The sequence below is a fragment of the Eubacterium aggregans genome, from assembly GCF_900107815.1.
GTDB classification, from domain to species: Bacteria; Bacillota; Clostridia; order Eubacteriales; family Eubacteriaceae; genus Eubacterium_O; species Eubacterium_O aggregans.
Genome location: NZ_FNRK01000004.1, coordinates 1 through 14,293 on the forward strand (window position 1 = coordinate 1; position 14,293 = coordinate 14,293).

At 48.4% G+C, this 14,293-nt stretch carries 7 protein-coding genes; 5 read left to right on the forward strand and 2 right to left on the reverse strand.

Annotated features, from left to right (window positions below):
• Positions 1 to 80: 80 nt before the first annotated feature.
• Together BLW33_RS03110 and BLW33_RS03115 are read left to right on the forward strand one after the other, a co-directional pair.
• Positions 81 to 431: a hypothetical protein gene (locus BLW33_RS03110; RefSeq protein ID WP_143032579.1), complete on the forward strand. Its 351-nt coding sequence runs from the start codon at positions 81 to 83 to the stop codon at positions 429 to 431.
• Between the two features lie 12 nt (positions 432 to 443).
• Complete coding sequence (locus tag BLW33_RS03115) at positions 444 to 1,046, forward strand: DUF4125 family protein (RefSeq protein WP_090304942.1); 603 nt, start codon at positions 444 to 446, stop codon at positions 1,044 to 1,046.
• 109 nt (positions 1,047 to 1,155) lie between these two features.
• On the opposite strand, the gene BLW33_RS03120 is transcribed toward BLW33_RS03115, so the two are convergent.
• Positions 1,156 to 2,100, reverse strand: a complete 945-nt coding sequence (locus BLW33_RS03120) for a DMT family transporter (protein ID WP_090304950.1) — start codon at positions 2,098 to 2,100, stop codon at positions 1,156 to 1,158.
• 166 nt (positions 2,101 to 2,266) lie between these two features.
• Here BLW33_RS03120 and BLW33_RS03125 point away from each other — a divergent pair, with 166 nt between their 5' ends.
• Both BLW33_RS03125 and BLW33_RS03130 read left to right on the forward strand, forming a co-directional pair.
• Positions 2,267 to 2,881, forward strand: a complete 615-nt coding sequence (locus tag BLW33_RS03125; protein ID WP_090304952.1) for an MBL fold metallo-hydrolase — start codon at positions 2,267 to 2,269, stop codon at positions 2,879 to 2,881.
• A 498-nt stretch (positions 2,882 to 3,379) separates the two neighbouring features.
• On the forward strand, positions 3,380 to 9,670 hold the full coding sequence (locus BLW33_RS03130; protein WP_090304954.1) for an Ig-like domain-containing protein: 6,291 nt from the start codon (positions 3,380 to 3,382) through the stop codon (positions 9,668 to 9,670).
• Positions 9,671 to 9,679: 9 nt separating this feature from the next.
• On the opposite strand, the gene lplA is transcribed toward BLW33_RS03130, so the two are convergent.
• A complete protein-coding gene (gene lplA, locus BLW33_RS03135) occupies positions 9,680 to 10,663 on the reverse strand; it encodes a lipoate--protein ligase (protein WP_090304956.1) in 984 nt (327 codons plus the stop codon).
• Positions 10,664 to 11,072: 409 nt separating this feature from the next.
• Between lplA and BLW33_RS03140 the strand changes: the two genes are divergently transcribed.
• Positions 11,073 to 14,276, forward strand: a complete 3,204-nt coding sequence (locus BLW33_RS03140) for an ATP-binding protein (protein WP_090304958.1) — start codon at positions 11,073 to 11,075, stop codon at positions 14,274 to 14,276.
• Positions 14,277 to 14,293: the final 17 nt, after the last annotated feature.

Consider the following 14,293-nt stretch of genomic DNA (forward strand, 5'->3'; position numbering starts at 1 on the left):
GTATTTTTTTGCCATTGGGGTGTACAGTCCTCTCTGTTTTCTTTATTTTATCATTTCCTTGCATTTTTGACTGTACTTTTATGATAACACTCCAGACTGCTTTTCTGCTTAACCATCGGTATGCCCCATACTACAAATGGATGCACCGGGGGTTAAGGGATTTACCCCTGTTAGCGGATTTAGAACCCCTGCTGCGGACCCTCTTCCTGGCCCCGGATCAACGGGACAAATGGTCGGGGGTGGATATCCTGCGTTGGCGCTGCCAGATTAATACCGCAGACGACTGTGTTCGGGTCATCGAGAAAATTTCTGACCGCATACGGGTGGTGCTTCTGGATATGGGCCTCTCCCAGGTTGACTCCGATTTTTTGGATCATCACACCGGGGCCATCCTCAGCCGGATTACCGATGACGCGCTGCGACGAATTTAAGGAGGATTATCAATGAATGTATTGCAAGAAGTACTGGATTTAGAATGGCCCATGTTTCACAATGTAAACAACGCCGGCGGAAAGGCAGACTGCCAATTCCAGAAAAAAACCTTCACGATGATGCGGGTGAGTCAATTTTCCTCCTGGGATATCCCTACCCTGGAAGCCTATTGGCAGGATTTGAAAAAGGCCGTGGCAGAGGGGAGAAACCTCATGACGGAGAAATACGCCCGTATGATGGAAACCACAGCTCCCCAGGAGTACGCCCGGTTTGCGGATAAGCTCCCGGCCATCGATGCCAAGACCCTGGAGATCGTTGAGGGGATTGTCACCATTCAAACGGCCTGTCGGGCTGTGTTTGCGGAAAAATACCCTAAAACCGCATCGGCGGGAAGAAAGCTCTATACCGTGGATGACCGGGACGATGACACCTCCTTCGAAACCTATCTCCGGGCAGAATTGAAAACCTACTCCATGGAAACCCTGCTGCGTTATCGGGCCAATCTCATGGATCTGTTATCCAGACGGGAGAATATCATCGAAATCATCATGACCACCATGGTGAAATTCTATGGCTATGCTTCCCTGGCAGAATGCGAAGGAAAAGCTGTCTGAATCCGTGGCACCCACTGCTTAGTCAGGGCCCATTCTTCTGTACTCCAGAAGGATTGGGCTCTTTTTAAGTGGGGAAGAAAGGGCGGGATTTAAACGGACTAAAGACGCCTCAATGATGATGAGGGGGCCCCGGTCGATTCACCACAAAAATCCCTAAGCACACCAGGGCCAGGGCGATGATAACCACTGGGCCGGAGGCCTGGCTTTGCTCTCCCAACAGGACGGCAGAGAGAACCACGCCGGCAATGGGGTTCATAAAGCCGTAAACGGCCACGGTGGAGACAGGATTATACTTGAGCAGAAGGCTCCACAGCGAATAGGCCACAGCGGAGACAAAGCCAAGGTACAAGAGCATCCCATAGGCTCCGGGAGCGGTGGGGGTAAGGTGTCCTCCGAGGACCACACCGATCAGGGTGAGAATAAGTCCACCTAAAACAAATTGATAGCCGCTTAGGGTAACGGGGTTATCCTTTTTGGAATAGATGCCAATGAGGGCGGAGGATACCGCATAGGAGATGGCGGAGATCATGATAAAGCCATCCCCAGTAGGTGTAAAACCACCACTAAGGCCCCCTCCGGATACATTAACGGCAATGACCCCGGCAAAACCCAGGATGCACCCGAGGATCTTAGGCGCCGTTAGCCGCTCCTGACGAAAAACAACACAGGTCATCAGGATGGCCCAAAAAACATTAGTGGCGGTAATGATGGAGGCCTTGACCCCGGTGGTGCCAGCCAGACCCATATAAAAGAAAAGGTATTGAATGACGGTTTGGAAGAGACAAAGCTTCAGAATTGGTCCCCAGGAGGATCTTTGGGGAATGAGGAGGCGGCGGTTTAAAAGACTGCCAAAGAGGATGGCCAGAAGTCCTGCCAGGGTAAAGCGCAGTCCGGCAAAGAGGATTTGGCTGGCTCGGTCATCCCCAGTAATCTGGAAAAGGCCATAACCAATTTTAATACAGGGAAAGGCGCTGCCCCAAAGGAGGCAGCAGACCAAGGCAAGCAGGCAAACGACCATGGGGCGGGTCAAAGCAGTGGTGGAATGTGATTTCATGGACTCTCCTTTTGATACGATACATTGGGTCCATTGTAACACAAAGCCTAAGGGTGGAGAAAAGACTTGACAGAAAAATACAATTTGCATCTCGTTCATGATTTTTTAGGCCCTTTAGGGTATAATCATTATAAAAGATTATTCAAGAAATGAGGAGGGCCTATCAATGGCGAAGCTTTTGTACCAGGGGCATGGCAGTTACCGGCTCCAGTCGGCGGATGGCCGGGTGATTTACGTCGATCCCTATGCGGGGGATGGCTATGAGCTGCCCGCAGACTTCGTGCTCATCACCCACGAGCATTACGATCATACCAATTTGAATTTAGTGAGAATGAAAGCCGATGGCATCATCCTCCGGGCAGCGGATATGATTGAAGAGGGACAATACCTGAAAAAAACCTACGGTGATTTTATTGTTCGGGCGGTTCCCGCTTATAATTTAAAGCACGACCGGGATGCCTGCGTGGGATATGTGATGGTCATCGATGGGGTAAAGGTTTATGGCTCCGGAGATACCTCCCGCACCGACTGCATGGAAGCGGTATTATCCAAGGAAAACATCGATTATGCCCTGCTGTGTATCGATGGGGTGTATAATATGAACCCGGAAGAGGCTTCGGAGTGCGCCGCCATCATCAGAGCTAACCACGCCATCCCCATCCATGTGGCCCCAGCCGATAGCCAGCGCCTTTTTGATTTGTCCGTTGCAGAGTCCTTCCATGCTGAGGGGCGTCTGATCCTACAGCCAGGGGAGGAAATTACGTTGGTGCATAAGGATTGAAAAGAGCGTAAAAAATCCATGAAGATATCCATATTCTTCCCTTGCATAAGATAAAAAATTATGCTAAGATAATTTTAAGTAAAACATTTTGGAAGAAGGCCCTGGGTCGACAGCTCCACCGCTACTGTGAAAGTCAGGAACAGGTTTTACTAGGGTCGAGTGGAAACGAAGGAAATAGGTTATTGATACCTCCACTTTACCGTGGAGGTTTTTTGTTGAAATAATTTAATAAGGTACTCTCATCTGAGGGCAATCCGGTGAAAATCCAGAACGTTATCCAGGGGATCGGCATATGTGTCGGTGGGTCTGTAGCCTGAAATGAGTTGGAATCCCAGGTATAATGGGTTCGACTTATGGATTTAGGATGAGAAAAAAGCCAGGCTCCAACATAGGTTGGAGCCTGGCTTTTTTTAGCATTAAGACGAAAACGATATGAAAAATGGCAATAATCCGGTTTGCCGGTTAATATAAAAAAACTATGAAAAAGGAGAATTTTGAATGAAGAAGATTAAAGGTCTTTTGATGGCACTGATGGCAATTGCGCTCATCATGGGCATGATTCCAATGTCTGTCATGGCAGTGGAATCCCACGATAATCAGGTCCGTGTCGTCGTAGAGAACAATACCTACACCAAAGCGGATGGGGCACCCTGGGAGGGCACATTGGTAGATGAGTGGGTCGATATTAATCAGGACAGTACCATGATGTCTGCGGTACAGGCGGCTCTGGCTAAAAACAACTATTCCCAGATTGGTGCGGAAAGCAACTATATTTCTGAAATCAATGGCTTGGCAGCCTTTGACGGAGGCTCAGCTTCTGGATGGATGGGAACCCTTAATGATTGGTTTACCAATAGTGGGTTTGCTGACTTTACGGTGAAGGCAGGAAAACTGGAAGCTGGAGATATCATCGATATTGCGTATTCCTGTAATTATGGTGAAGACCTCGGAGGCAGTTGGGGGAATAATAACAAAGCACTAAAGGCTTTAAGTACAAATGTGGGAACGCTAAGCCCCACATTTTCTGGGACGACAAAAGACTACACATTAACTCTTGAAAAAGGAATAAATTCCGTAGTGGTGACTCCAACGGCTGCCAATAAGAATTTTCAAGTTCGAAGCTTTGTAGGCAGCACGGAATATAAACGTAGCGCAGGAGTTCCGGTAGAAAATGGTACAGTTATTACCGTAACCGATGGCGATCCAAGCTGGCCGACAATGAATGAGGCGTCCCGTGTTCCGGCGGAAACCTACACCATTACCGTCAAGTACACGAATACCGCTCCAACCCGTGCAAAGGGGGTTGATGCAGCAGTGACCCAAAAGGTTATGGCAGATACCCGGTATCAGGTGGATTTATCCACCATCTTTACGGACAAAGATAAAGATACCCTGACCTACAAGGTTAGCATTAATGGAGAAGAAGCTGTGGATGCGGCGGTGAATTATTCTTACAAGCCTGCGGATGGGGATGTTCTAATCTTTACGGCAAATGATGGCTACGAGGATTCTACAGATACCTATCAGGTCACCATTGAAGCCAGCAATAACCAGGCCCCGGTGATCAAGGAAGGGGTATCACATTTTGATACCGCAGAGTTATATGCTAAATATTTTTACGCCGATGGCTCTTACCACAATGGAACCTATAAAAGCTATACCATGAGCAGTATTTTTGAGGATCCTGATAAAGATTCCATGACCTATTGGTCGAAGGAAGATGATGGGGAATGGACCAGAGAATATGCTTCTGTCTATTACTATCCACAGACAGCTGGAATCCATACCCTTCAGTTGAAGGCCAACGACGGCGAAGCAGATTCTGAAATCTTCACCCTTACGGTTAATGCCATTGCCCAGGTGCCAGTCAGTGTGACGGCAGAAAAGGGAACGCCGATCTTTGATCGTACCGGTTACAAGGGCCAGTACCTTTATGTTTGGGATGCTGCTAAAGATAATCAGATTCAATTAAAAGCGGCGGTAGATACCGATGGGGATGATACCGTAACCTGGAGCTCATCAGATAAGGGATGTACCATTGATGCCAATGGGCTGGTCACCTTGGTAAAGCCCAATTACTCAACAAGTTATTCCTTAAAGGCGACAGCCAATAAGGACGGCTATTCCGAAAGCCAATGGTTTACAATTTACGTTATACCGAATCAGGTCACGATTGGATTAGATACCAAGGACATCACGCTACCGGAGGATGGCAATATTACAACGACAACCATTAGTCTGCCGAATAGTGATTATAATGGCTTGCTCAAGATTGAAAACAGTGACGCTTCAGTAGCCGTGGCAGAGATTTCCTCCAATAAATTGAACATCACCCCAGTGAAGCCGGGGACGACCACCGTTAAGCTTAGCTATACCAATGATCCGACCAACTACGATGAGGTCACCATCAATGTATCTGGCGTCCGGGTGACCCGGGCAGATGGCAGTGATTCCAAGTACTTCACCCTGCAGAAAGGATCAACCCCATCGACCTTAGCATTAAAGGCCCAGGGACTAACGGATGGGGAAACCTTCACCTGGACCTCCAGCGATGTAACCGTGGCGACTGTTGATGAAAAAGGAGTAGTGACAGGCATTAAGGATGGCCCCGTGATCATTTACGCCACGTCCTCAGAATCATCCCTGCTTAATACAGTCAAGGGGGGGATTTCGCTGGAAATTGCCGGTGAGGGCGTGCCGTATATGGATAACCTGTCGTTAAGCTCATATAGTTCTTTTGGATGGACCAGTGGTAGCGCCGGTTTCCACGCCACTCAGTTGGAATACAATCTGACAAGTACGAATGCAGGCCTGGCATCCTTTATGTTCACACCAACCTATGATGGGGACAAGTATACTGGAAAGGCATATTATAAAGATTCAACTCGACAGGAAACTTCCACAGCGATTAATCCTGGGGTATCCAACACCCTGAATTACGCCTTATATCCAGGGGACAACACCATCAAAATTGTTTTAAGTGATAAGACGGAGGCCAACAACACCACAACCTATACCTTTAAGGTCAACCGTCCTTACACGGCGACCAAGACGATCACGGGTATGACAGTCCAGCCAGATGGTACAGCAGCCCAGACTTATCCAACTTATAAGGGGAAGGCTGAAGGAACGCTCTTCAAAAGCCCCGGTGGTGTGGTTGGAACTTCCACGGGATGGAGCAGCAGTACCTCTGAATACACGACCTATGCTTTTGCGAACACAAAGGAAATGGCATTGACCCCGACCTTTGGGGATGCTTTCGAGCATGTGCGGGTTTCTGTGGACGGTGGGACAGCCACCGAATTGATGGCAGATGTATCCTCTAAAAAACCAGACACCCAAAGCTATGGTGTCAAGGCGGATGGAACCACCTTAGTTTATGAGGTGATATCCTCTCAAATTTGGGCAGATCGTATGGCGGCCGGTACCCAGGATCCCTGGAGTGAAGGGGCAGAAAACACTTATATCATCAAGATTGAACAGGTTACCGCTAATGGAGCAGATATGAAGATTACCTCTGCCCAGCTTTCTGAGGGAGCGGCTTTCTTCGGGACAGGCTTTGTATCCACCGATTTTGCGCCAAATATTCTCATCAATCGGGGGATTACATCGGTGGATATGCGCTTCACTGTGCCCAATGGCTACGAGGTGTACAATGGCAGTAAAAGTGATGCCAAGAAGCTGACGGGTACGGCAGGTGAAAAAGAAACAACCTATCAACTGACGATGGCAACGCCACTGACAACCAGTGGTACTGCGGCTACAATTATTCTCTACGATGCCTCCAGCAACGTACAGTATAGCTACAAATTTGCCTACACGGCAAAGGGTGAGGAAGGCGTACAACCCAGCCGGGTAGTGGACTACCTGTGCCTGGGCTCCCAGTATACAAACAGTGCCAGTTATGGGATGCTGCCGGAAAAAACACTGCAGTATGGCGGCTCTCTCAAGAGTCTGGGGAACTTTGGGGGGTATATCACCTATGAATTCGATACCCCCATCACCAATGATCCCACCAACCCCAACGGCATCGACTTTATCGCCTTTGGAAACTGTTTTGCAGAGCAGCAGAGTGCGGCGGAGCCTGGTTGGGTTCAGGTATCCTCGGATGGTGTCAACTGGTATTATCTGGCAGGTTCCACTTATTACGATGATGAAGCAGACTGGAACTACAGCATGACCTATACCAAGACAGCCAGTGGGGCATCTTCATGGACGGCCAGTGATGGCACCAGTGGAACCAACTATACCTATCCGCTGGTTGGCAATTATCCTCTCCATACTTTCGCAGCAGGGGAAGAAAATGCCATGACGGTTTCCGGCCTGCACCTGGTTGCCGATGCGAAGGATCCTTACGGCAGCGCTTCCGCATCCTATCCAGATTTTGGATATGTCGATACGCACGCTAATAACACCGTTAAAGGCGAAGCCACCAATCCATATTTAGGCAGTGGAAAAACCAAGGATGGGATGTTCGACCTCGAATGGGCTGTGGATGCCGAGGGACATCCTGTTAGTGTAGACAATGTAAAATATGTTAAGGTAGGGACTGCTTCCAATATTTACGCGGGAGCCATTGGAGAAAAATCCACAGAGATTACTTCCATTTATACTACTCAGAATAAAGCGGATGCCGCAGTGGGCAAAACAACAGCACCAACGAAGATTACGGTCGATGGCAACGCCATTGCCTTAAAGGATGGGGTATCGACTTACCGCGCCGCAGTAGAGGGTGACTTTGACGTTACCGTGGATGCTTCTGAGGATGCCAATGTGTATATCAACGGTGCCCAGGGCACCACCCGGACCTATGAAGGGACACCGACCCATCAGACCCTTCGCATTATCGTACAGGAAGGTGAAAAAGAAGCTTCCATTACCTATATTACCCTCATCACACCTGAAGAAGCAGCATTAGAAGAGGTTCAGGGAATGCTCAGTGGGTTGAAACCGGCTGAGGAAATCACTTTGGAGGATGAAGAGCAGCTAATCGTAGTGCGTAAGGCTTATGATGCGCTAACCGATGAAGCAAAGGCTAAAATTTCAGCAGAGGATGTCAAGCGTCTCACCGATGACGAAGCCCGGCTTGCCCAATTAAAGGCTGATGTAGCCGCAGCAGAGAAGGTCACAACCAAAATTAATGGACTGCCAGACACCCAGGATTTAACTATAGCTTATCTGGTACCGGTACAGGATGCCCGTACCGCTTATGATGCTTTAAGTGATGCTCAAAAAGCCTTAGTGTTAGAGGATACCCTGAAGCACCTCACCGATGCCGAAAAGAAGATGGCGGAGTTGTCGGCAGAAGCCGCACTGAATAAGCAAAAAGATGAGGCAAAAGCAGAATTGAAGGGCTATGTGGATAAAAAAGATTATCGTGAGGCCCAGCAAACAGAAATTGATAAAGCCATCGAAAAGGGCAGCCAAGCCATTGATAAGGCAACGGATAAGGATGGAATTGACCAGGCTCTGACCAATGCCAAGACCGCTATGGATGCCATCAAGACCGATGCTAAACTTACCGCAGAGGAATTAGCAACGGCTAAAACTGAAGCAAAAGCAGAGCTCCAAAAGCTCAATCAGCCAGAGAAATATCGGGATGCAGAAAAAGCAGCCCTTGCCCAGGCTATTAAAGATGGGGAAGCTGCCATTGATGCAGCAGCAGATCAGGCGGCCGTAACCAGCGCTCTGGAATCTGCCAAGACCACCATTGGAGCCATTAAAACCGATGCGGACTACGACTTAGAAGAAGCCGCCACATTGGATGCGGCTAAAAAAGCAGCAGGGGAGGTGCTGGATCAATACAAGAAAGCAGACGACTATCGGGAAGCTCAGCAAGCAGAACTGGCCAAGACCATCGCTGATGCTAAAGCTGCCATTGCGGGGATTACAGTAAAAGACAATGATGTCAATGCTGCTGTATCAGAAGTTCAGGCACAGGTCGTCCAGGCAAAAACCACCATGGATGCCATCAAAACCGATGCCCAGCTTGCAGCAGAAGAGGATCAGGCGGCGGCCCAGGTGCTACTGGAAAAAATCGCTCTGGCAGAGGGTAAGATTGCCGATAATAATGGCGGTGTGGCCGATGCCATGGAGGCTGTCAATGACGGCTACGATGCCTTGAGTACCGGAGCAAAAGCTCTGGTGAAGGATGCCGTGGATAAGGTGAATGCTGCGGCCAAGGCACTGGCGGATCAAAATCACCAGTCGGAAATGAACGGTGGAACCGCAACCGCAACCGATGCCGATGGGAAGGACCTGCCCGTGGACACGAAGATTACCACCAGCAACGATGTTGCGGCAGACAGTATCACCAAGGCAGAAAATGCTGCTGGAGAATTAAGCACCGTCCTCAGTGTTAATATCAAGATGGAAGGGACACCCGTTGACGGGGGAATAAAAATCACCCTGCCTGTGGATCTGAGTGGCTACAACACCAGCAGCGTCAAGGTCGTCCATATCAAGGATAATGGCACCATTGAAATTTTAGAGGCGGTGTACGATGAAGACGCCAAAACTGTGACCTTTACAGTGGACAATTTTTCGGATTTTGTGGTATTGGCGAAAAAAATTGAGGTTCCTATTCCAGGAACCTCTGATGAACCGACAGCAGATAGCAGCACCGATAGCATAACTGAAAAAACCGATACAACAGGTATCACAGCGACAGTTGGAAGCAGCAATCAAAAAACTGGTATCAACGGCGATGCAGCTGGAATTCTGACCGCTGTACTGCTTCTGGGATTAGCGGGCAGCATTGCTATAGGCTATCGAAAAAGAGAACAATAAGTGTTTGATTTAATGGAATAGAAGGTTGAGTAAATCCTTGGAAGTCAGTCCATTGATGGTACCCTTTAGGGAATCGTCGGTGAGGCGGCTTTCGAGGATTTTTTTATCCAGGGGCAAGTCCACAAGCAGGTGGCACAGGGTATCCACCCCATCTCCAAAGAAATCGCCGCAAATATGGATATCCCGGATGATGCTATCCACCAGATTCAGGTAAAGGGTGATGCCACCAAAGTCAAATTGTCCGGAACGGGTGGCGTTGTATCCGGGGGAAGCACCGTAATTCCATTCCCAGGTGGCGTAACGCTCGGCCTGGATGTCGGCAATGGCTCTCCGATCTGAATCCGTGAGGGTGTAGGTCTGGACATCTCCCTCAGAAAAGACCTCTTCGAGAAGGGCGATTTTAAATTCATCCAGGGATAGGGGGGCGGTCAGGGCATCAGAAATATTACCAACCCGGGATCGAACGGATTTTACACCCTTTTGTTTGTATTTTTCAGGTTTGAATGCCAGAATGCTTTGTACCCGGGAGAGATCCGAGGAAAAAAGCAAGGTCCCGTGATGCATGACCCGACCATCCCGGGTGTACTGGGCATTCCCCGAGAATTTATAACCATTGATCGTCAGGTCATTGCGGCCATTGAATTCGGCAGTGATGCCAAAGCGGGCCAGGGTCCCCAGGACGGGCTTTGTAAAGTGAAGAAAATCAAAATCCGACACGGTATTGGCATCGGTAATGAAGGTGAAATTCAGGTTGCCCATGTCATGGAAAACCGCACCTCCGCCAGAAAGGCGCCGCACGACGGTGACCTTCTGCTCAGCCACAGCCTGGGCATCAATCTCTGCATCCGTGTTTTGGTATTTACCGACGACGACGGTGTTGTCATTTTGCCAGAGCATAAAATAATCCTCATCCTTTGGTAAATGGTCGAAAACATATTCTTCCAGGGCAAGGTTCCAGGTGGGATCGGTCATTGGGCTGTCGATATAGCGCATAATTACTCCTTTTGAGGCATTTTTCTTTATTCTAACACAGCGAAGGATTGATTGAAATATCCATTGTTCACTATGGAAGAATGGCGTATAATAAAATCATAGCAAAGTAGCAATTTTGGGGAGGATAGGAAGGAGAAAAGGGATGGTAGACCGGGTAGAAGAGAAGGAACAACAGGCGATGGAAGTCGAGCGGCAGTAGATTGTCATTGATGAGCTGAAGGCTGCTGTCTTTGAATGGAATCTTGAGGATGAAAGCTTCTATTGTTCACCATCTTTTAAGGATTACGCCATTAGCCAGGAAAGCCCCAAGGCCATTCGAAACAATCGTGCAAGCCTGGACACTATCCACCCGGATGATTTACCGGAGCTCCTTCGCTTTTTTAGAGAAATAGATGCGGGAAATTCCAGAGTGGAAGCGGTTCTGCGCCTGACTTTGGTGAATGGTGGATACCGCTGGACCCGGATGGTTGGGATCTTAGAGCGGGATACCCAGGGAATGCTGAAACGCGCCATCGGGGGAATCATGGATATTGAGCAGGAAAAGAAAAACAGCGCCAAGATGGACAGCCTGATCAATGCCATTCCAGGGGGTGTGGCCATCTATAAAATTGGAAAGACCATTAAGACGATTTATTCCAGCGAAGGCATTCCTAAACTTAGCGGTCGGACCATGGCGGAATATCAGCAGTGGGTTGATGATGGTATTTTTGAAAACACCATTTATATTGATGATCGATTTCGAGTTCAGCAGGCGGTGGAATCTGCCGTTTCCACTGGTGGGGATATACAGGTTATCTATCGGCTCAATCATAAGGATGGCGGTGTGGTCTGGGTCCAGCTTTTGGCCAATATGATTGGGGTGGAGGATGGCTTTCCGATTTACTACGCTGTTTACACCAGAATTCCCCAGGAGACCGAACTTTATAAACGGGTGGTGGAGGATTCCACCACGGCTGTTTTTATTGCCGATAAACAAAAAAGAACGATTCTTTACGCCAATCAGGTGTGGAGAAAGATTGAAGGCATACCAAAGGATATCCCAATTATCGGACGGCATCTTTTCGACTTGATTCCCAGTGTGAATCAAATTTTCTGTGAGGAAGATCTGCGAGCTTTGCCAAAAGAAGAGTATTTGGAGTATCATCGCACACATATCAATGGTCTTTATCTGCATATTTATGCTCGCTCCATGGATTGGAATGGGATTGATGCCTATATTTTGTATATTTCGGATGCGACAAAGGAATATACGGATCGTCAGGCATTACAGCGGCTGGTGGGCTCCGTACCCGGGGGAATTGGGATTTACGAGGTGTTTATGGATCGGGTTGTACCCATGTACCTCAATGAAGGCTTTTACCGGATGCTTGGGTGGAAGGGTGGCGATACCCATAAAGGAATGGAAGTATTAGATGACATTCACCCAGAGGATGGACCAAGGCTCCGGAAGGCGATGGTGGGAATTGAGGAGGGGGGAAACAGCCTCGATTGTACCTATCGTCTGAAAAATGCCACCGGTCAGTCCATGTGGGTCCGTCTTTTAGGCACTGCGGTGGCTGTGGATAATGGGAAGCGTCTGCTCTACTGTAGCTTTACCAATGTGGATGCTGAGAAAAATGCGGAGCTACAATACCAGAAACAGATGGATGATATCGACCGTTTTGATGCTGATAACCTCATTTTAAAGGCACGGTATAACCTGAATAAAAATCAGATGGAATACCGACTGGTAAAAATGGAAGAGGATTATATTCCTCCAGAGGTGGCCAGCTACGATGAGGCCACAGAGGTCATTGCCGGTTGCGCCCTTTATCCAGAGCAACAATCAGAAATCCGGAGCTGCTTCAATAGACGGCGTCTGATGGCAGCCTGTAAGGCCGGGGACACGGAGGTTTCGGTGGAATATGCTCGGCCCCTTTCAGGGAGGCGCCTGGGGTGGGTAGAGCTTCACTGCAAAACTTTTATGGAGCCTCATACCGGGGAAATCCTTGCCTTCATCTATAGCTATGATGTGACGAAGCGGGTGATGGACCAAAGGATATTGGAGCGCGTCACCAGTAGCCAATATGAGGTGTTAGCAACTCTGAATCTGGAATCCGGGGAATTTATGATCAAAAATATTGGAACGGATACTGTGGTGAGGGAACGGATCGATTTGTCAATCCTAGCGGAAAGGTATCAGCACCATATAAAAGAAGTTGTGGGAGAAGAGGACCGTGATGCCCTCCTTCGCTTGATGGATTTTGATAAGCTGAAGGATTTACTTTCAAAAAATGGTACGTATAGCATCACATTCTCAAAGGCAATCCACGGAAGGACCGTTCGTCGTCAGCTGAGGTTTTGTTATTTAGATGAAAGCTGTGAAATCATCATGATCACCTCCGAGGATATCACTGCTGTGTACCAAAAGGAACAGGCGCAAATTACAGCACTTAAACAGGCCATGGCTGCGGTAGAGAAGGCCAATGAAGCCAAAACAGATTTTCTCTCCCGGGTTAGCCACGATATGCGGACCCCCTTAAACGGGATTTTGGGGTTGACCAAACTCATGCGGGAGAAGGGGGATTGGCAAGAAATTCAGAAGGATATTACCCAATTGGAGATGTCCGGTCGGTATCTGCTAAACCTGATTAATGATACTCTGGATGTCAGTAAAATTGAAAAGGGGCAGATGGAGCTACATCCCATTGTGTGTGACGGAAAGGCCGTATTTGCCAATACTCTGGCACTCCTTCGGCCCAATTTGGAGAAGAAAAACATCACCTTTAATATCCAAGCCGATGGGCTACCCTTTACCACCCTATACTTGGATGTAGGCCGTGTGGAGCAGCTGGTGATGAACATTGTCGGAAATGCCATTAAATTTACGCCAACTGGGGGATCTATCGATTTTGTAATGGAGAATTTGGGGATTGAAGGCCATGCCCTGGTGAACCGAATCGTGGTAAAGGATAGCGGAATTGGAATGGACCCTGAGTTTATACCACAAATTTTCGAACCTTTTAGCCAGGAACACAGTGATATGACGAGTCGATATACAGGTTCTGGTTTGGGGATGACGATCAGCAAACAAATCGTTGAACTGATGGGAGGCACTATCGCCGTGGATAGTACACCGGGAGTAGGAACGACCTTTACCATTGTCCTAAAGCTTCCCATCGCAACCGATGAACAAAAAATTGCATTTGAAAAAAATCAACCCGTTAAACGAGATGTCCAGTGCCTGTCGGGCAAAAGGGTTTTATTGTGTGAAGATCATCCGGTGAATGCCCAGATTGCAACCCGGCTCTTGGGGCATCAGGGCGTATTGGTGGACCATGCAAAAAACGGAAGTATGGGGATCGCAATGTTTGAAAAATCGGCGCCTGGGGTCTATGCCGCTATCCTGATGGATATCCGAATGCCGGTAATGGATGGCCTGGAAGCTACTCGCCGAATCCGAAAGCTAGATCGGCCTGATGCCCGGTCCATCCCTATTATTGCCATGACAGCCAACGCCTTTGAGGATGATGTGAAAAAGACATTGGAAGCAGGGATGGATGCCCATTTGGCCAAGCCCATTGAGCCCCAAAGGCTTTATGATGTTTTAGGTGAACTGATCGAAAAGGGATGAGGGAGCAAATAGAAAAA